Source organism: Planctomycetota bacterium, from assembly GCA_035384565.1.
GTDB lineage: Bacteria > Planctomycetota > PUPC01 > DSUN01 > DSUN01 > DAOOIT01.
Genome location: DAOOIT010000059.1, coordinates 1 through 25759 on the forward strand (window position 1 = coordinate 1; position 25759 = coordinate 25759).

At 69.8% G+C, this 25759-nt stretch carries 22 protein-coding genes; 13 read left to right on the top strand and 9 right to left on the bottom strand.

The window, feature by feature from the left end:
* The first annotated feature begins 470 nt into the window (after window positions 1-470).
* The 3 genes from PLE19_18485 to PLE19_18495 all read left to right on the top strand — a co-directional run bounded on the left by PLE19_18485 (window position 471) and on the right by PLE19_18495 (window position 4642).
* Entirely contained in the window at window positions 471-2666 is a 2196-nt protein-coding gene (locus PLE19_18485; GenBank protein ID HPD16940.1) for a glycosyl hydrolase family 28-related protein, read from the top strand.
* Window positions 2667-2732: 66 nt separating this feature from the next.
* Window positions 2733-3686 carry an NAD(+) synthase gene (gene nadE, locus PLE19_18490; GenBank protein ID HPD16941.1) on the top strand — a complete coding sequence of 318 codons (954 nt, stop codon included), beginning with the start codon at window positions 2733-2735 and terminating at the stop codon, window positions 3684-3686.
* A gap of 95 nt (window positions 3687-3781) precedes the next feature.
* Window positions 3782-4642 (top strand): CAP domain-containing protein, encoded by an 861-nt coding sequence (locus PLE19_18495; protein HPD16942.1) that lies wholly within the window; start codon window positions 3782-3784, stop codon window positions 4640-4642.
* Between the two features lie 38 nt (window positions 4643-4680).
* Here PLE19_18495 and PLE19_18500 read toward each other — a convergent pair whose 3' ends face one another.
* The 5 genes from PLE19_18500 to PLE19_18520 form a co-directional block, all read right to left on the bottom strand.
* Window positions 4681-5223: a hypothetical protein gene (locus tag PLE19_18500; GenBank protein HPD16943.1), complete on the bottom strand. Its 543-nt coding sequence runs from the start codon at window positions 5221-5223 to the stop codon at window positions 4681-4683.
* Window positions 5220-6368, bottom strand: a complete 1149-nt coding sequence (locus tag PLE19_18505; GenBank protein ID HPD16944.1) for a mannitol-1-phosphate 5-dehydrogenase — start codon at window positions 6366-6368, stop codon at window positions 5220-5222. The genes PLE19_18500 and PLE19_18505 overlap by 4 nt, the downstream gene beginning before the upstream one ends.
* Entirely contained in the window at window positions 6365-6979 is a 615-nt protein-coding gene (nadD, locus tag PLE19_18510; protein ID HPD16945.1) for a nicotinate-nucleotide adenylyltransferase, read from the bottom strand. The genes PLE19_18505 and nadD overlap by 4 nt, the downstream gene beginning before the upstream one ends.
* Window positions 6980-7070: 91 nt before the next feature.
* Window positions 7071-7913, bottom strand: coding sequence for a TIM barrel protein (locus tag PLE19_18515; GenBank protein ID HPD16946.1), 843 nt, complete (start codon window positions 7911-7913; stop codon window positions 7071-7073).
* 46 nt (window positions 7914-7959) lie between these two features.
* Complete coding sequence (locus tag PLE19_18520) at window positions 7960-8715, bottom strand: sugar phosphate isomerase/epimerase (protein HPD16947.1); 756 nt, start codon at window positions 8713-8715, stop codon at window positions 7960-7962.
* A gap of 215 nt (window positions 8716-8930) precedes the next feature.
* On the opposite strand from PLE19_18520, the gene PLE19_18525 reads away from it, so the two are divergent.
* Window positions 8931-10028, top strand: a complete 1098-nt coding sequence (locus PLE19_18525; GenBank protein HPD16948.1) for a tagatose 1,6-diphosphate aldolase — start codon at window positions 8931-8933, stop codon at window positions 10026-10028.
* Between the two features lie 15 nt (window positions 10029-10043).
* On the top strand, window positions 10044-10682 hold the full coding sequence (locus tag PLE19_18530) for an FxLYD domain-containing protein (GenBank protein ID HPD16949.1): 639 nt from the start codon (window positions 10044-10046) through the stop codon (window positions 10680-10682).
* A 31-nt stretch (window positions 10683-10713) separates the two neighbouring features.
* Here the strand turns inward: PLE19_18530 and PLE19_18535 are convergent, their stop codons facing one another.
* Complete coding sequence (locus PLE19_18535; protein HPD16950.1) at window positions 10714-12402, bottom strand: arylsulfatase; 1689 nt, start codon at window positions 12400-12402, stop codon at window positions 10714-10716.
* Window positions 12399-13697, bottom strand: coding sequence for a DegT/DnrJ/EryC1/StrS family aminotransferase (locus PLE19_18540; protein ID HPD16951.1), 1299 nt, complete (start codon window positions 13695-13697; stop codon window positions 12399-12401). Before PLE19_18540 ends, PLE19_18535 begins: the two co-directional genes overlap by 4 nt.
* 397 nt (window positions 13698-14094) lie before the next feature.
* Between PLE19_18540 and PLE19_18545 the strand changes: the two genes are divergently transcribed.
* The 5 genes from PLE19_18545 to PLE19_18565 all read left to right on the top strand — a co-directional run bounded on the left by PLE19_18545 (window position 14095) and on the right by PLE19_18565 (window position 21095).
* Window positions 14095-15774, top strand: a complete 1680-nt coding sequence (locus tag PLE19_18545; protein HPD16952.1) for a DUF4091 domain-containing protein — start codon at window positions 14095-14097, stop codon at window positions 15772-15774.
* A gap of 14 nt (window positions 15775-15788) precedes the next feature.
* Complete coding sequence (locus tag PLE19_18550; GenBank protein ID HPD16953.1) at window positions 15789-17735, top strand: hypothetical protein; 1947 nt, start codon at window positions 15789-15791, stop codon at window positions 17733-17735.
* Window positions 17732-18607, top strand: a complete 876-nt coding sequence (locus PLE19_18555; protein HPD16954.1) for a radical SAM protein — start codon at window positions 17732-17734, stop codon at window positions 18605-18607. The genes PLE19_18550 and PLE19_18555 overlap by 4 nt, the downstream gene beginning before the upstream one ends.
* A gap of 107 nt (window positions 18608-18714) precedes the next feature.
* Window positions 18715-20481, top strand: a complete 1767-nt coding sequence (gene polX / locus PLE19_18560; protein HPD16955.1) for a DNA polymerase/3'-5' exonuclease PolX — start codon at window positions 18715-18717, stop codon at window positions 20479-20481.
* Window positions 20482-20543: 62 nt separating this feature from the next.
* Entirely contained in the window at window positions 20544-21095 is a 552-nt protein-coding gene (locus tag PLE19_18565) for a winged helix-turn-helix domain-containing protein (GenBank protein HPD16956.1), read from the top strand.
* An 8-nt stretch (window positions 21096-21103) separates the two neighbouring features.
* On the opposite strand, the gene PLE19_18570 is transcribed toward PLE19_18565, so the two are convergent.
* Together PLE19_18570 and PLE19_18575 are read right to left on the bottom strand one after the other, a co-directional pair.
* Entirely contained in the window at window positions 21104-21760 is a 657-nt protein-coding gene (locus PLE19_18570) for a prolyl oligopeptidase family serine peptidase (GenBank protein HPD16957.1), read from the bottom strand.
* Between the two features lie 95 nt (window positions 21761-21855).
* The gene (locus PLE19_18575; protein ID HPD16958.1) at window positions 21856-23169 is read right to left on the bottom strand and encodes a neutral/alkaline non-lysosomal ceramidase N-terminal domain-containing protein; all 1314 of its coding nucleotides are present in this window, start codon (window positions 23167-23169) and stop codon (window positions 21856-21858) included.
* 195 nt (window positions 23170-23364) lie between these two features.
* Here PLE19_18575 and PLE19_18580 point away from each other — a divergent pair, with 195 nt between their 5' ends.
* From PLE19_18580 to PLE19_18590, 3 genes are read left to right on the top strand one after another with little or no spacing between them, the layout of a single operon-like run.
* A complete protein-coding gene (locus PLE19_18580) occupies window positions 23365-23514 on the top strand; it encodes a hypothetical protein (GenBank protein ID HPD16959.1) in 150 nt (49 codons plus the stop codon).
* Between the two features lie 21 nt (window positions 23515-23535).
* Window positions 23536-24606: a PQQ-like beta-propeller repeat protein gene (locus PLE19_18585; protein HPD16960.1), complete on the top strand. Its 1071-nt coding sequence runs from the start codon at window positions 23536-23538 to the stop codon at window positions 24604-24606.
* 18 nt (window positions 24607-24624) lie between these two features.
* Entirely contained in the window at window positions 24625-25563 is a 939-nt protein-coding gene (locus PLE19_18590) for an FMN-binding protein (protein HPD16961.1), read from the top strand.
* Window positions 25564-25759 lie beyond the last annotated feature (196 nt).

A 25759-nucleotide genomic window follows, 5' to 3' on the forward strand; every position in this document is an offset into this window, starting at 1 on the left:
GAGGTTTTCTTTCTCGCCCCTGCGCTCCGCGTGGGGGCGATGAGCCGGACGCTCCTGCGTCCAACCCCAACCTCCCGACCCCAACCTCCCGCGGGTTCGCAACCCGCGGGAGGTTCCTGAATCCCGCGTCCACTCTTCCCCGAAGAGGAAGAGGCTGCGGAGGCGCCAAGAGGCCCGTCCCCACGCAGAGCGTTGGGACGAGGGAGAGAGAAGGGGGCAGAGCGCTGGGCCGAGGGAGGCCGCAGCAGGAGCCTCCCTCCCGAAGGTTCCAATCCCTTCGGGAGGGTAACATCCGCATCACTTCTGCTCTCACACCGATGACGCAGATGGGGAGCGGGCAGGGCCTGGATGCCTCCGCGGCGAGGGGGGCCAGGACTGGCGGGCCACGCTGGTTGACACGCCGGCCACCAGGCGCTAGGCTGAGCGCGAGGACATGCTCCGTCGCCCGGAACGCCTCGGAGGCTGCCGCCATGGCGCTGCGCCCCGTTGCCGTGCTGCTCGCTGCGCTCTCGATGCGCGCGCTCGGGGCCGGCCCCGAGATCCCCCGCCTCGACTGGACAGAGCGCTCGGACTGGGTGAATGTTCGAACCGACGTGACCCCGGCCGCAAGGGGCGATGGTGTGGCCGACGACACGGCGGCGATCCAGACGGCCCTCGACAGCGGCGGCGCGGCCAAGGCGGTCTACCTGCCGCCCGGCACCTACCGCATCACGAACACCCTGGTGCTGAACGGCCCGGCGATCGGCTGCCTGGTGGTCGGCCACGGGCGCGACACGCGCCTCGTGTGGGACGGCGCGCCGGGCGGGCGCATGTTCTGGAGCAACGGCGCGGCCTACAGCCGCTACGTGGGCCTGAGCTGGGACGGCCGCGGCAAGGCCGCCGTGGGCTTCGACCACGCGGCGAGCAAGCGGTTCGAGACCGAGGTGCGCCACGAGCACGAGGCCTTCCGCAACTTCACCGCCTTCGGCATCCGCGTCGGCCACGAGCAGAAGATCGCCTCGGCCGAAATCCTCTACCGCAACTGCCTGTTCGAGAACTGCGCCACGGGCCTCGGCTTCCTCACCTTCAACGACTACGACAACACCGTGGACGAGTGCGAGTTCCGCCACTGCGGCACGGGCATCTACGACCACAAGGCCAACTTCTACGCACGCAACTGCCACTTCGAGGCGAGCCGCGAGGCCGACATCAGCCTCGGCAGCGAGCACGGCAGCTCGGTGCGCCGCTGCACCTCGGTCGGCTCGCGGCGCTTCCTCGTCGAGCGCGGCACCATCGCGCCCGTGACGGTGCAGGACTGCCACGTGGCGGCGTGGACCGACCCCGAGGGCGCCGTGCACCTCCACGGCGCGCCCGTGCTGATGTTCGACTGCTCGTTCGAGCGGCCCCCCTCGGACCGCCCGCCCGTGCGGCTCGCTCACCCGGCGCAGACGCTCTTCGTGAGCCGCAATCGCCCCGAGGCCGTCGAGCGCCTCGTCGCGCTCACGCCGGCGGCGAAGCTCTACGTTCTGCCCCCCGGCGCACGCCGGGGCGTGATCGCTTCGGCGGAGCAGCGCTTCCTGCGCGACTCGGCCGCCGTGCCGGGCAAGGTGTTCGACGCGGTGCGCGACTTCGGCGCGAAGGGCGACGGAAAGGCCGACGACACGGCGGCCCTCCAGGCCGCGCTCGACGCGGCGCGGGGCGCGGGCAGGGGCGCCATCGCCTATCTGCCGACCGGGCGCTACCTGGTCTCGCGCACGCTCCGCCTCACGGGCAGCGCCTACACCTTCGGCGGCATCGGCTTCGCCTGCGGCCTCGCCTGGCGCGGCGCCGAGGGAGAGCCGATCCTCGAGGTCGCCGGCGCACGAAACGTAGCCATTGCCAACCTCGCGGTGGGCCACCACGACTTCGGCCCGATGAAGCACGGCGCCGACCTCCGCATCACGGCGCCGCCCGATTCGCCCTGTCGCGTGGTGCTCGACGAGGTCTACGCGCACGGCATGTACCAGAAGGCGCCCGACGCCCACGGCATCCACTTCGCCTCCCTGCCCCCGGGCAGCGTGGTCGAGGCGCTGCACGTGCAGGGCAACCTGCGCATCACCGACAGCGCCCGCGCGACCCTGCTCTTCCGCACCTCGTACGAGGGCACGATCACCGTCGAGGGCACGGCCGCGGCGCGCGACGGCTTCCTCGGCTTCCTCACCCGCCTCGCCACCCAAGCTACCCCCACCCTGCGCATCCGCGACAACCACTCGATCGTGATGAGCGACTTCTACAACGAGCAGAGCGACCGCCACCTCGTGCTCGAGGGCGCGCCCGGCCAGCCCGAAGGCGCCGTGACCATCCAGGGTCCCAAGATGCACACGTTCACGGAAGAGCCCGCGATCACCCTTCGCGACTATGCGGGGCGGGTCTACTACGGCCAGAGCCAGTTCTACGTGGAGCCCAAGCAGCCGCGCTTCGCCGCCGCGGGCACGCGCCCTGTGCGGCTGATCCTCGCCGGGCACTTCTGGTACAACACCTCGCCGCGCTTCGAGCTCTGCCCCGCCGTGACCCTCACGCTGATCGGCAACCAGGCGGTGCCCGACGCCGGCGTGGACGCGGCGGCCCTCGACGCGCTGGCCGCCGCGCTCGACGACCTGCGGCGCCTGGGCGAGGTCGAGCGCCGCCTCGCAGTGCCCGCGGATTGACCCCCCGGCCTCCGCAGGCACGATGGCTGCAACCCGGGAGCGAAAGGCTCACGCATGAATCCCCCATTGACACGGTCGGCGCTCGAGGCGGCACTGCGCATCGAGCCAGCCGCCGTGGCGCGCCAGCTCGTGGAGTTCCTGCGCGCCGCCGTGGCCGACGCGAGACGCGAGGGCGTGGTGTTCGGCCTGAGCGGGGGCATCGACTCGGCCACCGTGGCGATCCTCTGCCGCGAGGCGGTGGGGGCCGACAGGACGCTGGCCCTGCTGATGCCCGACCGCGATTCCGACCCCCGCCACCTCGAGGACGCCCTCGGCCTGGTGGAGACGCTCGGCATCCGCTCGAAGCTCCTCGACCTCACGGCCCCGCTCGAGGCCCTGGGCGTCTACCGCATCCGCACGCCCGGCGCCCTGCCGCTGCCGCCGCCGCTGCGGGCGCGCCTCGTGCGCTGGGCCGTGCGCCGCCACGTCGCGCGAACCGGCCGCCCCATCCACGAGGCCGCTGTCGGCTTCCTCCCGGAGGGCAAGGACCCCAAGACGTTCGGCCGCGGCGTGGGCTACGGACGCGTGAAGCACCGCCTGCGCCGCACCCTGGTCTACCTGTGGTCGGACCTCGAGAACCGCCTCGTCGTGGGCGCGGCCAACCGCACGGAACACGAGATCGGCTTCTACGCGCGCCACGGCATAGACGACGAGGCCGACGCGCTGCCCATCCAGGGGCTCTACAAGACCCAGGTGCGCGCGCTCGCGGCCCACCTCGGCGTGCCGGCCCGCATCCGCGACAAGGCGCCCTCGCCCGACGGCGGCCACCGCCTGCACGACGAAGAGCTGATCGGCCTGCCCTACGAGCACCTCGACCTCATCCTGGCCGCGCTGGCCCACGGCGGCGAGGCCGCCGAGATCGCCCACGCCCTGGCGATGGACGACGAGCCGGTGCGCTACGTGCAGCGCCTCGTCGAGGGCGCCGAGCACATGCGGCGGGTGCGGCTGCCGGCGCCGATGGCGGAGAACCACGCCCCGTGAGCTGCGCTCGGGCGCCTCGCCGGAGGGCCCCCCACCGCGATTGATTCCCCGCCGGGCCGCCCCTATAATGGCGCGGGGAGGCCGTGGAGCCCAGGATGAGGGAATGGCGGCACATCGGGCTGGCTCTCGTGGCGCTCGCCGCCTGCGGCGCGCGCGGCGGCGAGGCGCCGGCGAAGGAAAACGAGGCCGAGGAGTCGCTCGAGGCCCTCGAGCGCCGCATGGCCGACCTGGTGAACCGCGACCGCGCCGAGCACAAGCTCCCGCCCCTGGCCTGGCACCCGCCGCTCGCCGCCGTGGCCCGCGCGCACAGCCTGGACATGAAGGCCAACCGCTTCTTCGCCCACCAGTCGCCCCGCACCGGCGAGGTGAAGGACCGCGTGGCCGCGGCGCGCATCCCCGCCCGCGCCGCCGGCGAGAACCTCGCGCGCGGCGACACGATCGAGTTCGCCGAACGCAGCCTGATGAACAGCCCGAAACACCGCGAGAACATCCTGCACAAGGAGTTCACCCACATCGGCATCGGGCTGGCGCGCGGCGACGACGGCCTGCTGCTGGTCACGCAGGTGTTCCTGAAACCCACGCCCACCTATGACGTGGCCGCGGTGCACGACGAGATCGCCCAGGGGATCAACGCCACGCGGCTCCGGAAGGGCCTGCGCCGCCTGCTGCCCGACGACACGCTGGCCCGCCAGGCCCTCGCCCACAGCGCGCGGGCGGCGCGCCTGGGGTGCTTCGACCCCGCCTGGCTCGAGGCCGAACTGGCCAGCGACGACCGGCGCTGGCGCATCCACACGGCGGCCTATTACGTGACCGACAAGGCGGCGGAGGTGATCAACTGTGACGTGGCGCTGAGCGCCACGTTCGACCACTTCGGCCTCGGCGTGGTGCAGGCGCCGGCCGAGAGCAAGCAGGCCGGCGCCCTGTGGGTGACGCTCGTGTGCGCCCAGAAGAAGTGAGCAGCGAAGCCCCGCGCGGGCGGACGCGGCAGGGGGGCTCAGGGCCTCGGGGTCAGGCGGTTCTTGCGGCGCTCGGCCTCGCGCTCCAGCCGTTCGGCCAGCTCGAGCACCTTGCGGCAGACCTCGCGGCGGAACTGCTCGTCGCGGTAGGCATCGGCCGCCACGGCGTCAATCGCCCATATCTCGGCCTGGCGCACCTGCACGGGGTAGCGGCGTTTGGCCCACTTGCCCCAACGGCGCAGGCGGCGGTCGGCGGCGGCCTGGGCCTGCTCGGCGGCCAGGCGGCGCGCCAGGGCCGCGGGCTTGCCTTCGGCCACGTAGCGCCGGTCGCGGTGGATGAGCGACTCCTCGACGATGGTGAGGGTCTCGACCTCGCGCTCGCGCTCGTAGTAGCGCTGCTGGTCGGCCCGCGCGGCCTCCAGGGCATCGTAGAGGGCGCGCTGCTCGGGGTCCCTGCCGACCGTGCGCAACCGGCGCAGGGCCTGAAGCTCGGCCTGGGCGTGCGCGGCGTCGGTCATCTGGCCGAACGCCGGGGCGGCCAGGGACGCGAGCAGTGCGAGAGTGGGAAGGCGGAGGGTCACGAGCATTCCTTCCGTAGCCGCGCGAAGAGCGGCTCGTCGGGCCTCAGGCCGCACACCTCGGCCAGCACGGCCTCGAGGCCGCGGCGGCGCCGCGTGTCTTGGAGGCGCGCCGCCTCGGGGTCGCCGGTCTCATCAAAGGCCAGCGCCGCCCGAATGCCCTGTATTATACGCCGGGGCTCCACCCCTTTGTCAAGGCAGAGCAGGGCCGAGCCGACCAGGCGGTCGTGGCGGCCGAGCTTGCGGATGGGGTCGCGGCCCACGCGCGCCACGGTGTCGCCCAGCGCGCGGTTGGCGAAGCGGCGCAGGAGATCGTCCACGTGCGCCTGGTGCTCGGCGGGGTCGAAGCCGTGCTTGGCGATGAGGGCCTGTCCCGTCTCGGCCAGGCCGCCGGTCACCAGTTCGCGGACTGAGGGCTCGGCGACAGCCTCGGCGATGTAGGTGAGGCCCTTCTGGTGGCCTGCGTAGGCGCACAGCGCGTGGCCGCAGTTGTGGCAGAAGAGCTTGCGCTCCTCGTGCGCCGCGATGTTGGGCACGGGCAGGAAGCCCTGGATGGGCGGCGGGCCGCCGACGAACGCCGTCGCGTCCACGGGCAGCGTGCAATAGGCCTCCACGGCCACGTAGAGCGGGTCGCGGGCGCGCACGGCCTCGGGCACGACGGGGACCATGCGGCTGACGACGGTGGAGACGAAGCCCACGCGCTCGGCGATGAAGGCTCGCGCGGTCGGCGGCGCGGCCGCGAGCACCTGCTCGCGGAGCACGTGCGCCGCATCGAGCAGGTTCTCGCAGACGACGACGTTGAGCGGAGCGCCCGAGCGCTCGGCCCGGCGTGCGAGGCCCGCGGCCAGGGGCGGCACGATATGCGGCAGGGCGCGGACGCCCACGGCTGTGCTCGCCAGGTCGCAGGCCGCGACGGCCTCGGCCACGGCCTGGGCGTCGCGGCCGTGGACTGCTCGCACGTGGTCAATCGCCAGCGCCCGACACTCGGCGTCCACGATCTGGAGCGTGTAGCCGCCCCGCTCGTTGAGGGCCGCCACCACCGCGTCCACCACGTCCACGAACACGGTCTCCCAGCCGCTCTGCCAGTAGAGCTGGCCGAGGAAGCCGCGGCCGATGTTGCCGGCGCCGAAGTGGACGGCGGTGCTCATTCGCGGTACAGCCCTCTGGCTACGATGTAGCGTCGGACGGCCTCGGGGACGAGGTAGCGGATGGAGCGGCCCTCGCGCGCGCGGCGGCGGATGTCGGTGGACGAGATGCCGATGAGGGGGATCTCGAACCGGCGCGCGGCGAGGGCAGCCACCTGATCGTCGCGGAGGGCGGCGCGGAGCGGCTCGAACGCGTCGAGCGATTCCCCGGGGCGGCTGAAGACCACGAACTTGCACAGGTCGGCCAGCTCGCCGATGCGGTGCCAGGCAGGAAGCTCGGGCAGAGTGTCGGCGCCGACGAGGAAATGAATGTCCCACGCCCCGTCGCTCTGCGCGCGAAGCTGCTGCACGGTGTCCATCGAGTACGAGGGGCCTGCGCGGCGCAGCTCGATGTCGCTGGCCTCGAAGGCCGGGTTGTCGGCGATGGCGAGTTGGACCATGCGCAGGCGGTCTTCGGCGGGGGCGAGGGGCTTGCCCAGCTTGTGGGGCGACACGAGGGCGGGCACGAAGAGCACGCGCTCGAGGCCCAGGCGCTGGCGCGCCTCCTCCGCCACCACGAGGTGCCCGAGGTGAATCGGGTTGAACGAGCCGCCGAGGAGGCCAATGGGGATCATGAGCAATGTGCCCGGGAAGCTGCAAGCGACAAGCTTCAAGAACCCGAATCTGTCAAGGCTTGTGGCTTGCAGCTTGCGGCTTGCGGCTAACCTATGCCTTGCCCATCCGCTTCAGGTTCTCCATCACCTGCTTGACGGTGTCGAGGGGCGGGAGCTTGCCCGCGCCGTCCTCCTCGACGATGTACCACTCGGTCTTGCCGATGGTCTCGCAGAGGGGGAAGATCTCGTTCCAGGGCGCCTGGTCGGTCTCCGAGCCCACGATGCCGCGGAAGCCCTTGACGTGCACGGTGAGGGCGCGGCCGGGGAACTTCTTGAGCGTGGCCACGGGGTCGCACCCGCCGCCCATGCCGTTGCCGATGTCGAGCTGCATCACCACCTCGGGCGCGGTGTTGCTGAAGAAGACGTCCCACGGCGTCTCCGGGTCGTCGGGGCCGAACTTGTGGAACTCGTGGGCATGGTTGTGGTAGCCGCACAGCATGCCGTCGGCCTTGAGCGCCCCGGCGATCTCGTTGAACTTCTTGGCCGCCTCGAGCCAGCTCTCCTTGGTCTTGCCGCCGATGCCGCCGGGCACGATGAGGAACTTGTTGCCGAGGGCCTTGTGCAGCTCGACCGTCCGCTTCAGGTTGTCGCCCTGGAGGGTGCCGAGGCCCGTGTGGCAGCCGCAGCACCGGAGCCCGTTGTCGTCGAGCAGCTTGCGGAACTCGGCCGGCTTCTTGTCCCAGCCGTAGTAGCCGGCGAAGTCCACCCCCTTGTAGCCCATCTTGGCCACGGCGGCGAGGGTGCCGGGGAAGTCCTTGGCGCAGTCGCCACGCACGCTGTAGAGCTGGAGGCCGATGGGGATCTTCTTCGCCGCCTCGGCCTCGGCGCCGAGAAGACGACTCCCCGCCGCCAACGAGGCCGCGCCCACCGCCAGGAAGCCACGCCTTGAAACCATGGCACAGGTCTCCTCTTGCTGCCGATTGCTGGCTGCCCTCTGCCGGCTACGCCTTGCCCATCGCCCGCAGGTTCTCGAGGCACTTGGCCACGCACTCCATCGGGGGATAGGCGTAGCTCTCCTGCTCGACGATGTACCATTCGGTGCCGCCGACGGTTTCGCACAGGGTGAAGAACTCGGCCCAGTTCACGTCGCCCTCGCCCACGAGGGCCTTGGGGTTGGTGGCCGAGAACTCCTTGACGTGCACCGTGATGGCGCGGCCGGGGTATTTCTTGATGAACGGCTCGGGCCGCGCCCCGCCGTGCATCGCATTGCCCGTGTCGAACTGCATGACGACGTCGCAGTTGGTGTTGCCGAAAAACGTGTCCCAGGGCAGCTCGCCGCCGAGTTCGGTGAACTCGATGTGGTGGTTGTGGTAGCCGCACAGCAGGTTGTGGGGCGCGAGCTTCTCGCTGAGGGCGTTGAAGAACTCGGCGGTGCGCAGCCAGGCGTCGCGCGAGTTGCGCCACTCCTCGGGCAGGCCGGGCACGATGAGATACGGGTTGCCAATGGCGAGGGCATACTCGATGGTGGCCTGGAGCTGGTCGTCCTGCACCGTCTGGATGCCCGTGTGGGTGCCGCAGCACACGAGGCCGTTGTCGTCGAGCATCGTGTTCAGCTCGGCGGCGGTGCGGCCGTGGTAGCCCGCGAACTCCACGCCCACATAGCCCATCTTGGCCACCTGCGCGAGCACGCCGGGCAAGTCCTTCGCACAGTCCTCGCGCACCGAGTATAGCTGCAACCCGACCGGAATCTTGGCCATCACCTTCTCCTGAGAGGGACGAAGCGAATGCCACGAGTCTACTGGCGCAAGCGCTGATTTGCAAATGTTTCGGCGGCGCGAGCCGGTCGGGGGGACATGCCTGGCCCGGCGCGTGCGGCCGCGTCCCGCTTGCTTGCGAGCCGTGTCCGCGTTATAGTGCGGGTAGGGGCGAGGAAGGGCCGCCCCGACGCCCGGACCGGAGAGGAGGCAGAACCATGCCCAAGCGAACCGCCCTTGAAATCTCGGGGATGACGCCCGGCAAGCTGCTGGGTCTCCAGCGCATCACCAATCCCAACGGCACGTTCACCATGTTGGCCCTGGACCAGAACAGCTCGATCATCAAGATGGCCAGCGAGAGCCTGCGGCGCCAGGGCCAGGGGCGTGCGCCCACCTACGAGGAGATCGTGCGAGCGAAGCTCGACCTCACACAGACGCTGGCCCGGAAGGCCAGCGCCGTGCTGCTCGACTCGAATTACGGCGTCTGGCAGGCGATCTGCGCGATGAAGCTGCCGCCCCGCGTGGGCCTCGTCGTGCGCCTCGAGCAGACCGGCCACGAGTCCACGCCCGACGGCGTCGGGCGCCTGCAAGTGATCGAGCCGGGGTGGAGCGTGGCCAAGATCAAGCGCCTCGGCGCCAACGCCGTCAAGCTGCTCGTCTACTACGAGCCGACCCACGCCGAGAGCGCGGCCCGCCAGCGCGCGCTCGTCGAGCAGGTGGCCCGCGAGTGCGACCAGCATGACATCGTGTTCCTGCTCGAGACTCTCAGCTATCCCCTCCGAGGCGAGGAGAAGAGCTCGCCCTCGTACCTCGACCGCAAGGCGACGACGGCGATTGACACGGCCCGCCACCTGAGCGGGCTGTGCGACGTCTACAAGGCCGAGTTCCCCGGCACGCTGGGCCGCGACAGCGAGGCGGCCCTGGCCGCGAACCTCGACGCGCTCGACCGCGCCAGCGCCCGGCCCTGGGTGCTGCTGAGCGCGGGGGTGGACTTCGCCGACTACGAGCGCCAGGTGGCGATGGCCCTGGCCCACGGCGCCAGCGGCGTCCTGGGCGGCCGAGCCTTCTGGAAGGAGTACTTCGATGCGGACGCGCCGGCCGACCGCCACCGATTCCTCCGCACCGAGGGGGTCCGGCGCCTTGCCGCGATTGACGCCTTGGTTCGGAAGCACGGCACGCCCTGGCTCCGGCGCTATGGGCTGAGCAAAGGCCGCTTCGCCCGCGTGCGCATCGCCGAAGACTGGAACCGCACGTACGGCGCCGGCGAGGCGGCTGCGGCGCCCGCGCCCCCCCAGGAGCCTCGCGGAGATTACTGAGTCAGGAGGCCCACCATGCGCCTTGCCCGCTGGAGCCTGCTCCTCCTCCTGTGCCTGGCGGCCGCTCGACAACCCATGGCCGCAGAGGAGGAGCCCAAATGGACCCAGGGAACGCTCACCAAAGCGTTCGAGGAGATCGCCGCGAAGTTCAGCGCCCTCGAAGCGCGCGCGAAGCCTGGCGAGCGCCGCCTGGCCGAACTCGAGGACCAGGTGCGCCAGATGCGCCTCAAAGTGGACCGCCTGGAGATCCAGCTCCAGCTCATCGAGGCCACACTCGAGATCGTGCGCAGGGAGGTGGCGGCCCTCGCCAACCGAGGCGCCGCGGAGCCCGGCCCCGCCGCGCCGCCCGAGAAGGCCGCCCCAGTCAAGGGCACGCCGATTCCCGCCGGCATGGCCTCCATCCGGAGCCAGAAGGTGGCGATGGAGGCCGACACCCTCACCATCACCGGCGTGGTCGCCAACACAAGCGACAAGCCGCTCGTCTTCGTGATCGTCGAGGCCGCCCTTCTTGACAAGGACGGCAAGGTCGTCAAGACCGAGTCCACCTACACCGAGCCGCGCGTGGTGCCGGCGGGCTCCACGGCCACCTTCGTTCTCAAGGCCCCGCGCGACCCGAGGGTGCAGGATCACCGCCTCTCGTTGCGCACCGAGTGAGCTGCGGCGGGCAAGAGCCTGTCGAGGGGCCCTAGTCGAGGCGCTTCACCTCCACGTAGTGAACGCCCACAGTGGCCTCGGCGGTCTGCACCCAGGCCTCGAGGCGCGCGTCGCCGGGCTCGAGAGCCATGTCGTCCAGCGTGGCCTCCCTCGCGCCCTTGGGCACGATGGCGGTGACGCGCGCGGCGCCGATCCCACACTGCACCGAGGCCTCGGCGGCCACGGGCGCGAAGAGCAGGCGGATGCGGTACTTGCCGGCCCGCGCCACGGCAACCTCCCAGTGGCCGAGCGACTCGGGGCTCCAGCCGGCGCGGGGGCCGCGCCAGTCCTGCCGCGTGAGCAGGCTGGGGTTCTCCTCGGGCGCGCCTAGCACGATGCGCGGCGGGTCGAAGCCCCGGGTGGCCGACACGTCCTTGAACCACTCCTCGTAGCCCTTGCGCATTCTGGCCACGACCTCGGGGTTCTTCGCCGCCACGTCGTTCTTCTCGCCGGGGTCGGCGGCCATGTCGTAGAGTTCCTTGCCGTTCACCAGCTTCCAGCGCTGGGTGCGGGCCATGCAGGAGCGGTAGAGGAGCGGCTCATCCCCGCGGTGCCACTGAGTGTAGAGCGTGCGGTCGGGCCACGGCGACTTGTCGCCGGTGAGCAGCGGCAGAAGGCTCAGGCCGTCGAGCTTGAGGTCGGGCGGCGGCGTGAGCCCGCAGGCCGCGAGCAGCGTAGGCAACACGTCAATATGCGCCGCGATGGTCTCGATCTTGCGACCGCCCTTGACCCGCGCAGGCCAGCGGAGGAAGAACGGCACGCGGATGCCACCGTCGTAGACGGTGCCCTTCTGGTCGCGGAGGCCGGCGTTGAAGCGGAAGGGCTGCCCCTTGTCGCGTTGCGAACCGCAAGGGCCGTTGTCGCCGAGGAAGATGACGATCGTGTTCTCCTCCAGCCCAAGCTCCTTGAGCTTCGCGAGGAGCCGCCCCACGTTCTCGTCAATGTTCGTCACCATGCCATAGACTTTGGCCGTGTTCTCACCCAGGCCCATCTTGCGGTACGGCTCCGCGTACTGGTCGTCCACCTGGAGCGGGATGTGGGGCGCGTTGGTGGCATGGTAGCAGAACCAGGGCCTGTCCTTGCTCGCCTCGATGAACTTCAGCGCGGCATCCGTGTAGACGTCGGTGCAGTAGCCCTTCGTCTTCTCCGGCTTGCCGTTGTGATCGAGTATGGGATCGAAGTAGCCGGGATTGCCGGGGAAGTCGGACGGCTGGCAAAGTCCGCCGCCCTTGTGGGTGAGGGCCTCCTGGAAGCCCTGGTCCATGGGGCGGAGAGGGTAATTGTCGCCGAGGTGCCACTTGCCGAAGATACCGGTGCGGTAGCCCGCGGCGGCGAGGAACTCGGCGATCGTCACCTCGTCGCTGTGCATCATGGCCCGGCCGAGGTAGGTGTCAATGGCGCCCGTGCGGTAGTTGTAGCGCCCGGTCATCAGGCTGGCGCGCGTGGGCGCGCACACGGGGCAGACGTAGAACTGCGTGAACTCCACGCTCTCGGCCGCGAGTTTGTCGAGGTGGGGCGTCTTGATCTTGTCATTACCGTGGCAGCCGAGGTCGCCGTAGCCCTGGTCGTCGGTGATGATCAGCAGCACATTGGGCTTCACGGGCGCCTTCTCCTGGCCGAGGGTCACGCGGGGTGCCGCCATCGCCGCGGCGGCGACGCCGAGGAAATCTCTGCGCTTCATCGGCGGGCTCCTTTCCGGGGCTTCCTGGGCTTGTAGCGGGCCAGGGCGGGGAGGTTGGCGGCCACCTTCTCCACCGCCTCCGCCACCTGGTCCATGAGAGCGGGCGATTCGACCGCGGGGATGGGGAAGAGCATCATGTGCGCTCGAAGCCACTCGTTGTTGGGCAGCGACCCCGGCGGCACGGGCCGGAACTCCACGCCGTTGGCGTGCCGCGGCACGAACATCTGCGAGAAGAGCTTCATGTCCTGGAGCAGCGGGATGCGGCTCCAGTCGGTGTAGCCCTCGCCGCCCACGGGCGCGCCCTCGGCCCGCACGGCCTCGACAAAGCGGCTGCGGCTGATGCCCTCGCGCTCCAGCGTGAAAAAAGCGGGCGTGCTGTACCAGCCGCGCTTCGAGCGCGGCGGGAGCTTCGGCCAGCGGATGAAGGGCACGCTTTTCCTCAGCCGCGTGTGGAGCCGGTCGAAGTTCGCCTGCCGGGCGGCATTGAACGTGTCGAGCTTCCCGAGCTGGGCCGCGGCAATGGCGGCGCACACCGGCATGATGCGGTAGGTCCACATGCCGCCCGCCTGGGCGAAGGGCTTGGTCTCCTTGAGGGTGAGCGCCCAGCCGATGCGGCCGGGGTGGTGGCCGGGCACGAGCGCGCGCTGGGCGAGACGGCGGCTGTTCGTCACGAGCACCCCGCCCTCGCCCGCCACGATGGCCTTGCTGCCCTGGAGGCTGAAGCAGCCGATGTCGCCGATGGTGCCCACGAGCCGCTCCTTGTAGACCGCCCCGTGCGCGTGTGAGCAGTCCTCGACGACCGCCAGGCCGAGCTCCCGCGCCGTCTTCATAATCGGGTCCATGTCGGCCGGCAGGCCCCAGATGTGCGTGACCACCACGGCCTTCGTGTGCGGGCCGGCCTTACGGCGAATCTCGGCGGGATCAATGTGGAACGCCCCGCGCTTCACGTCGCACAGCACCGGCGTGCCGCCCGCATGGAGGATGGCCGTGATGCCCGAAATCCAGTTGTGGTTCGCCGTCAGTACCTCGGTACCCGGCCTCACGCCGACGGCGAACAGCGCGGCGTGGATGGCCGAGGTCCCCGAGGAGAACCCGACGGCGTGCTTCACCCCGAACCGCTTCGCGTAGGCGTCCTCCATCGCGCCCACGGGGCCGCCACGGCCGGTATCCGAGAGCTGCCGCGCCAGGAGCGTCCTCACCGCGGCGCACACCTCTTCCTCTCCGATGATCGGGTAGACGGGCCAAGGCAGCGTCACCGCCTTCGGCCCGCCGAGCAGCGCCAGCTTCTCCTTCACGTCTCGCCTCCTGTCTGGGCCTTCTCTCGAACCCCGGTGCCTTCGAGCAGTCTACCCCGCCACGGCGGAATGTCAAACCCCGCGGGTTTGACGGCGCGTGCGCGGGGCGATAGAATGCGCGCCAGCCCCGAGTGGCGGGCGGCGTGCCCACGCCCCGCGGATCGCGGGACAGGGACGCTCCGCCCACACAACTCAACTACCCCTCCGGCCGCGAATCCGTTTGCAGTGGCCGGAACCACCTTGCGTCGGCCAGGGCATCAAGCGTAGCGTCCCGCTTGCGGTGGTTCTCGACAAGCGAGACGCTTGTCGCTACACGAAAGAATGTAAACTGATTCGCGGCCGGAGCCGTAACATGTGGGATGGGGCCATCTCCGCCATGACGCGCAGGAGGCACTGAATGGGCAAGGCGAGGCAATGGGCGCTTCTCGTTGCCGCCGTCGCTCTCGGCGGCTGCTCCCTCCTTCCCCGAAAGGAGCCGCAGATGAAGTCCGCCGTCCTCTGGCCCGTGGACCCGCTGGTGAAGGTCTTCCGCGACACGACGCCGCCCCCCGGGCCGGGCGCCCCGTACGAGGCCCTGGCGGCGCGCCACGAGTACGAATCGGCGCAGTTCGTGCTGCGCGCCGCGGCGCCGCTCACGAACGTGCGCGCTCGCGTCGAGGGCCTGGCCGAGGCCGAGGTGAGCTTCGTGGGTTTCGTGCCCCTGCGGGCCAACACCCGCAAGACGCCCGACGACGAGGTGGTGCGCAAGGCCCCCGGCCTCTTCCCCGACCCGCTGATGCCGCCGACGCTGGAGAAGCTCGACGCCGACGCGAGCCTGCCCATCTTTGTCACATTCCACGTGCCGAAGGGCCAGCGCCCGGGCGTGCGCAAGGCCCGCCTCGTGGTCGAGGCCGACCAGGGGCGCCTCGAGCAGCCCTTCACCGTGCGCATCGTCAAGGCCACGCTGCCCGATGAGCGAACCCTCGCCGTGACCAACTGGTTCGCCGCCAACGGCCCGCGCTTCAAGAGCTTCCACGGCGTGGATGATTGGTCTGACGCCCACTGGACGGTGCTCGGCCACTACGCCCGCACCATGGCCGCCTATCGCCAGAACGTCGTCCTCACGCCCATCTACAGCCTCATTGACTTCCGGGTCGGCACCGATGGCAAGCTGGCCTTCGGCTTCGAGCGCTTCGACCGCTGGGTAAAGCTCTTCCAGGACGCGGGCGTCATCGGCCGGATCGAGGGCGGCCACCTGGGCACGCGGCCGGGCGGCGAGTGGACGGCGCCCCGATTCGTCATCCGGCTCCGCGTCATCGAGGGCGGCAAGGTGGTCGAGAAGTGGGGCCACCCCGGCGAGCCCGCCGTCGAGGAGTTTCTCTCCCAGTTGTTGCCCGCGCTGGAGAAGCACCTGGCTGATAGAGGCTGGCTGGGCATCTACACCCAGCACCTGTGCGACGAGCCAATCAAAGAAAATGCCGAGAGCTACCGTATCCTGGCCGCCCTCTCGAGGAAGTATGCCCCCCGGCTCCGCCGCATTGACGCTAATCACTACGCCGACCTCGTCGGCTCGCTCGACGTGTGGGTGCCCCAGCTCAACTACTACGACCAGGCGCTCGACTTCTACCGCGAGCGCCAGAAGGCCGGCGACGAGGTGTGGATCTACACCTGCCTCGCCCCCACGGGCACCTACCCTAACCGCCTGATTGACTACTCGCTGCTCAAGGTGCGGCTGCTCCACTGGGTGAACTTCCGCTTCGGCGCCACCGGCTACCTCCACTGGGGCTGGAACCAGTGGTCGGTGAAGGACCCCTTCGCCGACGTGGAGCCGCCGCACGGGGGGAACATCTTCCTGCCGCCCGGCGACGCGTGGATCGTCTATCCCTCTAAGGAACACGTGCTTCTCAGCTCGCTGCGCTTCGAGGCGATGCGCGACGGCATCGAAGACTACGAGCTGCTCCAGCTCCTCGCGAAGAAGGCGCCCGAGAAAGCCCGCTCCCTTGCCGAGCGTCTGGTGCCCAAGATCGCGGCGCCCGAGAAAGACGTGGCGACCTTCCGGCAGGTGAGGAGGGAACTGCTGGAAGCGCTGGCCGAATGAGAGGCGCCAGTACCATGGCGGATTCCCACAACCTCTGGACCCGCGCGGCCCGTTCGTCTCTCCTCCCCTACGCGCTCCTCGCCGCTCTGTGCGTGTTTCTATGGTGGAGCCGCGCGGCCGACCTCGATCTGCTCTACGCCACCTACGGCCTCGGCCCGATGTCGTTCGTCTACAAGATCGCCGCTCCCGAGCAGTTCGCGCGCGATTTTCCCAGCGGCGCCGAGAACGTGTCGAAATCGGCCGTTATGCTCGTCTATCCCTTCGCCTACCTCGTTCTGGGCATTCCGCCCGAGGGTCTCTGGCCCGCGTTCCTGGCCTTCGAGATCGCGTTGATGGCGTTCACGATGATCGTGCTGGTGCGGACCCTGCGCCCGCGGGCGCCACCGATCGTCGCCGCGGTGGCCGCCCTTCTGGCGATCGCGAGCAGCGCGCGGGACATGAACTTCGCGGCGTTCCGGCAGCCGTGCCTGTGGGCCACGTTCTACAACGTCGCCGACGCCTTGCGCATCCTCGCCATCGTTCTCGTTCTCAGGGGCCGGCCGGTGCTCGCGGGGGCGTTGCTCGGTGGCTCGTTCGCGAGCCACCCGACGATGGGCCTGATGGGCGGGCTGTTCATCGCGGGCTGCTTCGCGATCGAGCCGCGGCAGCTTCTGCGGCGCGGGTTCCTCGTGGGCGGGTTCGTGTTCCTGGCCGTCGCCGGGCTGTGGACCGCGCACGCGCTCGGCTCCGAGCCGGCCGCGGGCCAGGCGTTCCCGTCGGGGCTGTGGTTCGACCTGACCCGGCTCTTCAGCCACCACTGGTATCCCATCGAGGAGGGCCTGCTGGCCTCGAAGCACCGCGCGGCGTTCGTGCCGTTTCTGTCGTTCCTCGCCCTTCTGGGCTACTGCCTGGGCCGTGAAGCGCCGCTGGGCGAGCGCGACCGCGGGGCCGCCGCGGGAATGGCCACGATGCTCGCGCTCACGGCCCTGGGCCTCGTGTTCTCGACGCTTCGGCTCAGCCCCACGCTCACCAAGCTCGCCCTGCACCGCGCGAACGACCTCCTGCTCACGGTGGGCCTGGTCTACGTGGTGGCGGGGCTTTGGAGCGAACTGGACTCGGACCGGCTCTGGCGCGGCCTGGCGGCCGCGGCGGCGCTCGCATCGCCGTTCCTCTCGAAGCCGGGGTTTCCGCTTCTCGCGTCCCTCCTGCTAGCAGCGCCCTTCTGCCTGAGGCGGGGGCCATTGAGCGCCCGCCTGATGGCGGGCGTGCCCGCCGTGGCCGGCGTGCTGGCCGTGGCGTTCTACGCTCTCCTCGGAATGGCCGGCCCCATCGCTTCGGCCGCCTACACCGGCTTCGGCTGGCTGGGCACGCCGCCGGTGCTCATCGGCGGAGGCGTGCTCGTGCTGGCCCTCCTTGCGCGGCGCGCACTCGCACAGGCGGCGCTCGTCGCCTCTCTCGCCGCCGCGGCGCTCCACTGGCAGGCCGGCTTCCGCCTGAAGCCCGAGCTGCGCGCCTGGTCTCAAGCCTACAAGGACGCCCAGCTTTGGGCGCGAGACCACACGCCGCCCGATGCGCTCTTCCTGGTGGACCCCGTGATCTTCGACCCCGACACCGGCTACGGTTGGCGCGACTACTCGCGCCGCAGCTCGTTCGGCAGCCTGCGCGAGTGGCTGTATCTGTCGTGGCACTACACGTCCGACTATCGCCTGTGCCAGGAGGGTCTGAAGCGCGTCGCCGAATTCGGCGTCAACGTGAGCGACCACCTCCGCCAGCCGCCGGCCAACGCGGCATCCGCCCTCGCCGCCGAAGTCCAACGGCGCTACTACACAGCCACCGACGACTGGCGCCTCGACCTCGCACGGCGTTATCATGTCGATTACTTCGTGTCGAGACGGTTCGGCGGCTCGGCGGCGAGCCGCCTGCCGCTCGTTTACGGGAATCCGCACTTCGTCATCCAGGCCGCCGTGGAGCCAGCGAAATGAGCGCGACCGACACGCGGCGTGAACGGGCCAGACGGCTGCACGAGTCCCTCGCCTCGTGCGCCATCTGCCCGCGGCGTTGCCGCGTGAACCGCCTGGAGGGCGAGACGGGCTTCTGCGGCATCGGGGCCGAGGCCGTCGTGTCGTCGGCCGGGCCGCACTTCGGCGAAGAGGACGTGCTGGTCGGCCGCGGCGGCTCGGGCACGATCTTCCTCGCAGGCTGCAACCTCGGCTGCCTCTTCTGCCAGAACTACGAGATCAGCCACGGGCGCGAAGGCCGCCCCGCCGCGCCCGCCGACATCGCCCGCGCGATGCTGCGCCTCGAACGCATGGGCTGCGTCAACATCAACCTCGTCACACCCACCCACGTCACCCCGCAACTGATGCAGGCCATTCTCCTCGCGCGCGAGGCGGGCCTCGCCGTGCCCATCGTCTACAACTGCGGCGGCTACGAGTCGGTCGAAACCCTTCAGGCGCTTGAGGGCCTCATCGAAATCTACATGCCCGACGCCAAGTACGCCGACGGCGCGGCGGCCCGTGAACTGTCGGACGCGCCCGACTACCCCGAGGTGAACCGCGCGGCGCTGCGCGAGATGCACCGCCAGGTGGGCGATCTCGAAATCGAGGGCGGCATCGCCACACGGGGCCTGCTGGTTCGGCACCTCGTGCTGCCCAATGGCCTGGCCGGCAGCGAAGCCGTTCTCGACTTCCTGGCGGCCGAGATCTCGCCGCGCACCTATGTGAACGTCATGGCCCAGTACCGCCCCTGCTACCGCGCCGGCGAGTGCCCCAAGGTGGACCGGCCGCCGACCCGCCAGGAGTTTGCCGCGGCCTACGACTACGCGGTGAGGCGGGGGTTGCGATTGGCAAGGTGAGAGAGGACAGATAGGACGAACGAATAGGACCGGCGGGACCTCTGAGTCGATCATGTCCTATCTGTCTTATCCGTCCCATCGGTCCTATTCCAACAAGGAGCGGCGCAATGAAGAATGCCGAAATCGCCGCGATCTTCGACCGCATGGCCGACATCCTGGAGGTGCTCAACGACAACGCGTTCCGCGTGCGCAGCTACCGCAAGGCGAGCGAGGTGGTGGGTGATCAGGCCGAGGACATCGCGGCCCTCGCCCAGTCGGGCCGCCTGGGCGAGCTGCCCGGCATCGGCGCCGCCTTCGTCGAGAAGATCACCGAGTACCTGGCCGAAGGCAAGATCTCCGCCTACGAACAACTCAAGGCCAGGGTGCCCGAAGGCGTGACCGAGATGCTCCGCGTGCCCGGCCTCGGGCCGAAAACCGCCGGACTCTTCTGGCAGAAGGCCAACGTCACCAGCGTGGCCGAACTCGCCAAAGCCATTGACGAGGGCCGCCTTGCCGGCCTGCCCGGCATCGGCGCCAAGAAGCTCGAGAACCTCAAGAAGGGCATCGCCAGCTACCTCGGCGGCCAAGGGCGGGAGCTGCTCGGCAACGCACTGCCCGTGGCCGAGGAGATTGCCGCCCTGCTCGCCAAGGTCGAGGGCGTCCTCCAAGTGCTGCCCGCCGGCTCGCTGCGCCGACGCCGCGAGACGATTGGCGACGTGGACATTCTGGTCGCCTCGGACCGCGGCAAGGACGTCGTCGCCGCCTTCGTCGGGCTGCCGATGGTGAAGGACGTCCTCGCCTCGGGCGAGACCAAGGGCAGCGTGCGGGTCGAGGGCGGCCTTCAGGTGGACGTGCGGGTGGTGTCCCCCGATTCCTTCGGCGCCGCGGCCCAGTACTTCACGGGCTCGAAGGCCCACAACATCCGCCTGCGCGACCTCGCCATCAGCAAGAAGCTCAAGCTCAACGAGTACGGCGTCTTCCAGGGCGAGAAGCGCATCGCCGGCCGGACCGAGCAGGAGGTCTATGCCGCCCTCGGCCTCCCCTGGATGCCGCCCGAGCTGCGCGAGGACCGCGGCGAGATCGAAGCCGCCCTGGAGGACAAGCTCCCTGCCCTCATCGAGGAGAAGGACATCCGCGGCGACCTTCAGATGCACTCGACGGCTAGCGACGGCGGCGCCTCTCTCGAGGAGATGGCCCGCGCCTGCATCGCCCTCGGCTACGAGTACATGGCGATCACCGACCACTCGCAGTCGCTCAAGATCGCCAACGGCCTCACGCCCGCGCGCCTGCGCGAGCAGCGCAAGGAGATCGGCCGCCTCAACAAGGACCTCGCGCCGTTCCGCATCCTTGCAGGCGTCGAGGTGGACATTCTGAGCGATGGTTCTCTCGACCTACCCGACAAGGCACTGGCCGCGCTCGACTTCGTCATCGCCTCAATTCACATGGGCATGCAGCAGGATGCCGACCGGCTCACCGCCCGCATGGTCAAAGCCATGCAGAACCCCTACGTATGCGCCATTGCTCACCCGACCGGCCGCGTCCTCGCCCAGCGTGACCCGTATCCCCTTCACTTCGACGAAGTGCTCCGCGTGGCGAAGGAGACCGGCACTGCCCTCGAGATCAACGCCTATGCTGACAGGCTCGACCTCAACGACGTACAGGCCCGTGCGGCGCGCGATGCCGGGGTGAAGCTGCTGATTGACACTGATGCGCATGCTCCCGCGCACCTGCCCATGATGCGTCTCGGCGTGGCCACGGCGCGCCGCGGTTGGGTGCGGAAGGCCGATGTTCTCAACACACTGCCCCTTGATGGCCTTCTGGCCGCCCTGAGCGTCAAGAGCCACGCTCAATCAGGCAGCCAGCGTACAGCGCATGAGAACCCCGACACGGCTTGACAGTCGTTACGGAATAGGATACAATTGAACATGTTATGAGTACGATATCGCCGAGCCCATCCATGGCCATCTTTGGCAAAGCCAGACGTGCTGTACTGGCAATGCTTTACGGACGGCCAGAGCAGTCGTTCTACCTCCGAGAGATCGCCCGCGCGGCAGGTGTGGGCCTGGGTGCGGTGCAGCGCGAGTTGGCGCGCCTCACGAGGGCGGGGATTCTGACGCGGACCGTGAGCGGCAGGCAAGTGTACTTCCGGGCCAACCCTGAATGTCCAATCTACGGGGAGCTGCGGGACATGATGTGGAAGACAGCGGGCCTTGCGGACGTGCTCCGGGAGGCGCTGTCGCCACTGGCGGACCGGATTGTGGCAGCGTTTGTCTATGGAGCCTTGGCGGAGGGGGACGCGGCTCCGGAGCGCGAGGCCAAGGTGATGGTGATCGGGGAGGTGGGCGCTGGTGAGGTGGCGGCGGCGCTCGCGGGGGCAGACAGCAGGATCGGCCGGGCCATAAAGCCTATCGTTATGCGCCCCAATGACTTCCGTCAGAAGGCGAAGGCGGGCCACCCGCTGATCACGGCCATCATCGCCGGGCCGAAGATTCACCTCCTTGGTGAGTGACTAGGGGATCAGGGCTGCCCGACTGGCGCGGCAGGGGCAGTGAGAGCCGCGAACCAGGCCCAGATGCGATCGGGCTCTCCATCGGGGAAGAAGTGGCCGAGCTGGGGCACCTCGCGGTAGGTGACTGTGAACCCCGCCTGCTCCAGGCGGGCGCGTGAGGCCCGGGCGCGCTCGGCGGGGATGCGGTCGTCGGTGGCGCCATGGGCAATGTAGATGCCCATGCCGCGGGCTTTTAGCAGGATGGCGTCGGCCTCGGGCCCGGGTCGGGCCACGAGGGCTCCGCTCACGGGGGCGATGGCTCGGAAGAGCTCCGGGCTCCTCAAGCCGAACGTGTAGCTGTAGGTGCCTCCCTGGGAGAAGCCGGTGAGGAGCACGCGCGAGGGGTCCACATGGAAGGTGGCCATGACCTTGCGTATGGTGGCGAGCAGGTCCTTTTCATCCGCCATGTCCCACAGACGCTTCTTCTGGTCCTTGCATTCGGGTCCGGCGACCAGGAATGCCCCTGTGCGTTCGGCGACGAGGCCCCACGCGGAGACGAACCGAGAGCCATGGAGGCCGGCCGGGTGCAGGACCACCACGAGGGGGTAGGGCTTGGCCCTGTCGTAGGTCTTCGGGACGTAGAGCCAGCAGTCGCGGCGCGGCTGGCCCTCGGCCGGCAGGCGCATGAGGCCGGTGGCCGTTTCGGGCGGGGGTTCCGCCGGCGGGGCGGCGAGGGCGAGGCAGGCACTGAGCAGGCAGGCGGCGTGAATCGGGCGGCCTCCTATCCGGTCAGGTCGGCAAGCAGGCGGGCGAAGGCCAGGCGCAGGGTGCTCTCGACTTCGGGCCGAAGGGGCAGCGTGCCATAGAGACGGGGCGCCGCCTCGACCTCGTAGCCGCCCTCGGCGAAGGCGGTCGCCGTGGGCACGTAGCCGATGCTCCCGTTGACGCACGCCAGCGGAAACGTGTGGGGAAACGGGGAGAGCTCCAGCAGAATCTTCTCGTACTCGGCGAAGGGCTTGGCGGCGACGCCGAGGAGGGCGATCGGGCCGATGGCGATGCCCTGAAGCTCGACCTCGAGCGGCGGCGCCTGGCGGCCCTCGTGCGCCGCCTGGACGAGCTGCGAGGCCCAGTCCACACGGATGCGACGGCGGATGATCTCGGCCTTGTCTTCGCCGCGTCCGAGGATGGCGTTCAGGCGCTCGCGCTCGGCGAAGAGGAGGCGTTCGGCCTCCTCGAGCGAGGGCGGCGGCTGGAGCGGCAGCGGCACGCGGAGGACGCGGGCGCGCAGGGCGAGCCCGTCGGCGGGGCGGATGGCCTTCATCTCCTCCAGCACGGCCCGGGAGAGCGCCGTGCCCAGGGTCTCGGCCTCGTCGAAGGAGCGCTTCGAGTGCTGTGCATCCACGTCCCCTGCAAAGCCGAGGGCGAAGAGGCCCACGGCGTTGCCGCCGTAGTTCTCCTCGATGGCGCGCTCGGCGAAGCCGGCATAGTCGCCGGAGATCTGGAGGTTCTCGGGTCCCAGGACATTCGGGTGGGCGCCATAGGTGAACAGGATGGCGAGGGGCCCGCCGCCCTGCTCGGCGGCGACCAGGACGCGCGTGTAGGGAGAGGCATAGCCGGGGCGACCCTGGGGTTGCGGGGCGCCCGTGTCTTGCCGGCCGGCCCGGCGGTTGACGCCGAGGTAGACCTTGCCGCGCCCGGCGCCGATGGAGGCGGGGCGCAGGACGCGTGCGGCGGCCCGCACCACCCCCAGCAGGCGGTCGTGGAGGGTCTCCAGATAGAAGGGGTCGGGGGTGTTCACGCGGTGGCCGGCGACGAGCGGCCCGGCGTGGGTGTGCGAGACGGCCAGGAGGCTGTGGGTGGGCGGAATGCCAAGCTCTTGGGCGATCCTGCCGCGCACATCGTTCGCAAAGGCGGGGGTCACCTCGGGGAGGTCGGCCGAGATCAGGGCCACACGCTGCGCGCCGTCGTCGAGCACGAGCGCGCGCGCAAAGAGCGGGTCGTGGATGCCCTGGGCCGGATCGGCCCGGGCCACGTAGCCGCCCATCGGCAGCCCCTTGGGCGGGGTGATCTCGATCCGGGCGCTGCCAGCGCGCATCCCAACACTCCCAGGCTCCGGGTGAGCCTCTGTGGCGAGAAGGCGGACGTTCTGCGTGCGATGCTAACATGTCGCACGCCGATTTGCAAGACGCAGGGAATGCCGCTATCATCGTCCGAGCGTGCCGCGCGCCTTCGTGCCGGGCCGTGTGGCCGGGCCGGCCGCGGATGCCCTGAGGCAGCAAGGAGAGCTTTCGTGAGAGCAGTGGAGCGCTGGGTGACGGTCCTGGTGGCCACGGCGGCGCTGGCGGGAACCTGCCTTGGAGGCGCGACGGGAGAGTGGCCCCAGTGGCGCGGGCCGAACCGCAACGGCCTCTCGGCCGAGACCGGCCTGCTCAAGCAGTAGCCCGACGGGGGGCCGAAGCTGCTGTGGACCGCCAAGGGGATCGGCGAGGGCTTCTCGACGGTGGCCGTGGCGGGCGGCCTGATCTACACGGTGGGCAATGTGGGCGGCGACGCGCTGCTCACAGCGCTCGATCTGGCCGGCAAGACCCAGTGGCAGGTCAAGGTGGGACCCGCGCACAAGGTGGACCATCCCGGCACGCGCAGCACGCCCACGGTGGACGGTGCTCTGCTCTACTACGAGAACCCCGATGGCACGCTCTCGTGCCTCGAGGCCAAGAGCGGCAAGCAGGTCTGGGCGCTCAACATCCTGGGGACTTTTGGCGGCCGCAACATCACCTGGGCGCTCGCCGAGTCGCCCCTCGTGGATGGCGAGCAGTTGATCGTCTGCCCCGGCGGCCCCGAGGCCGCGATGGTCGCACTCGACAAGAAGACCGGCAAGACCCTGTGGGTGTGCAAGGGCGCGGGCGACAACCCCGGCTATGCCTCGCCCATCGTCGTAGACTACCAGGGCCTGCGCCAGTATGTGACCATGACCTCTAACGCCGCCATCGGCGTCCACGCCAGGACCGGCGCCTTGCTGTGGCGCTTCGAGCATAAGACCTCGTACGACTGCAATATCCCCGACCCCATCTACGCCGACGGCCACGTGTTCATCAACAGCGGCTACGGCAGCGGCGGCGAGCTGCTCAAGCTCACAGTCGAGGGTGAGAAGTGCTCCGTCACGAAGGTCTGGGAGACCAAGGCCCTCGATAACCACCATGGCGGCATCGTCCTGGTCAATGGCTTCCTCTACGGCTCTACCCACCGCGGCAAATGGGTGTGCCTGGACTTCAAGACGGGCGCCGTGAAGTACACGGCCGACGGCGTGGGCAAGGGTTCGGTGACGTATGCCGACGGCATGCTCTACACGTATAGCGAGCGCGGCGCCGTGGGCCTCGTGAAGGCCACGCCCGACGGGCACGACGTCGTCAGCCAATTCCGCGTGCCGGCCGGCGGCAAAGGCCCCAATTGGCCGCACCCCGTGGTGTGCGGGGGGCGCCTCTACCTGCGGCACGGCGACCTGTTGTTCGCCTACGACATCAAAGCGCAGTAGCGCCCTGGAGCCCAGGCCATGATCCCACGCATCCCCGTGCTCGCGTTGCTGCTGAGCCTGGCGGGCGCCACCGCCGGCGAGTCGAAGCTCGACGAGGCCCTCCGCACCCTCCGGGTGCCGCCCGCCTGGCTCGACGAGGTCCAGACCAACTACAACACGCAAACGCCGTGGAAGGACGCGCGCCTGCACATCCGCCAGCTCCTCGCCGAGGGCAAGAACCGCGAGGCCATCAAGCTCACCTACCTCTACCACGTCGTGCAGAAGAACGGCTCGGCCGACGGCCACGAGTACCCCATGTACCTCTATCTCGGCGGCGAGCATGCCTGGGCGCTGAAGGTCTACGCCGAGCGCCTCGCGCCCAAGCCCAAGGGCGCCGTCTTCGAGTACAACGCCCTCGCCTCGCTGTACGCCCGATTCGGCGAGTACGCCAAGGCGATCCAGACGCTTCAGGACGGCCTCGCACACCTGCCCGACCCGCCGTGGGCGATCAACGGCCGGGCCAGCCTGAACGACAGGCTGGGCGACCTCTACGCCCAGATGGGCGACCTGGCGAAGGCCCGGCAGCACTACGAGGAGGCCATCCGCCTCTTCCCCACCTCGGACCAGCCCTACGGCCGCCACCTGCTCCACCGCAACGCCGCCAAGGTGCAGGCCAAGCTCGACCTCATGAACCGCAAAGCCCTCGACATCAAGGCCCTCCAGGACGGCACCTACCGTGGCACCAGCCTGGGCTACGTCAAGGACGTGGTCGCCACGGTGAGGCTCGCGGGCGGGAAGATCGCCGACATCAGGCTCCAGCACGAGGAGAAGATTGACCTGGGCGCGACCAAGAGCGTGCCGAAGCAGATCCTCGAGCGCCAGGGCCTGGACGTGGACGCCGTCACCGGCGCCACGGTCACCACGCAGGCCATCGTCGAGGCCGTCTACCGCGCCCTCCAGCAGGCCGGGATGAAGTGAGCGTCGCGCCGTTGACGCCGCCGGCAAACGGGGCTACAATGAGACTGGCCGCCCAACAGCGCATTACGAGGGTTGTGCTATCGTGAGTGCAATCCCAGTTCCCAATTCCGGCTGCGCCATGGGGCCGAGTGCAGATCGCGAGGTGTCGCGAGTGGCGGTCGAGTTCAACCACCGACGTCTCGTGGCGCGCGCCAGC

Excerpts from the sequence above, each read along its gene's own strand:
- PLE19_18485 (HPD16940.1), top strand. The coding sequence starts at position 471 with ATGGCGCTGCGCCCCGTTGCCGTGCTGCTCGCTGCGCTCTCGATGCGC.
- PLE19_18495 (HPD16942.1), top strand. The coding sequence starts at position 3,782 with ATGAGGGAATGGCGGCACATCGGGCTGGCTCTCGTGGCGCTCGCCGCC.
- PLE19_18505 (HPD16944.1), bottom strand. The coding sequence starts at position 6,368 with ATGAGCACCGCCGTCCACTTCGGCGCCGGCAACATCGGCCGCGGCTTC.
- nadD (HPD16945.1), bottom strand. The coding sequence starts at position 6,979 with ATGATCCCCATTGGCCTCCTCGGCGGCTCGTTCAACCCGATTCACCTC.
- PLE19_18515 (HPD16946.1), bottom strand. The coding sequence starts at position 7,913 with ATGGTTTCAAGGCGTGGCTTCCTGGCGGTGGGCGCGGCCTCGTTGGCG.
- PLE19_18520 (HPD16947.1), bottom strand. The coding sequence starts at position 8,715 with ATGGCCAAGATTCCGGTCGGGTTGCAGCTATACTCGGTGCGCGAGGAC.
- PLE19_18525 (HPD16948.1), top strand. The coding sequence starts at position 8,931 with ATGCCCAAGCGAACCGCCCTTGAAATCTCGGGGATGACGCCCGGCAAG.
- PLE19_18530 (HPD16949.1), top strand. The coding sequence starts at position 10,044 with ATGCGCCTTGCCCGCTGGAGCCTGCTCCTCCTCCTGTGCCTGGCGGCC.
- PLE19_18535 (HPD16950.1), bottom strand. The coding sequence starts at position 12,402 with ATGAAGCGCAGAGATTTCCTCGGCGTCGCCGCCGCGGCGATGGCGGCA.
- PLE19_18545 (HPD16952.1), top strand. The coding sequence starts at position 14,095 with ATGGGCAAGGCGAGGCAATGGGCGCTTCTCGTTGCCGCCGTCGCTCTC.
- PLE19_18550 (HPD16953.1), top strand. The coding sequence starts at position 15,789 with ATGGCGGATTCCCACAACCTCTGGACCCGCGCGGCCCGTTCGTCTCTC.
- PLE19_18555 (HPD16954.1), top strand. The coding sequence starts at position 17,732 with ATGAGCGCGACCGACACGCGGCGTGAACGGGCCAGACGGCTGCACGAG.
- polX (HPD16955.1), top strand. The coding sequence starts at position 18,715 with ATGAAGAATGCCGAAATCGCCGCGATCTTCGACCGCATGGCCGACATC.
- PLE19_18565 (HPD16956.1), top strand. The coding sequence starts at position 20,544 with ATGGCCATCTTTGGCAAAGCCAGACGTGCTGTACTGGCAATGCTTTAC.
- PLE19_18570 (HPD16957.1), bottom strand. The coding sequence starts at position 21,760 with ATGCGCCTGCCGGCCGAGGGCCAGCCGCGCCGCGACTGCTGGCTCTAC.
- PLE19_18575 (HPD16958.1), bottom strand. The coding sequence starts at position 23,169 with ATGCGCGCTGGCAGCGCCCGGATCGAGATCACCCCGCCCAAGGGGCTG.
- PLE19_18590 (HPD16961.1), top strand. The coding sequence starts at position 24,625 with ATGATCCCACGCATCCCCGTGCTCGCGTTGCTGCTGAGCCTGGCGGGC.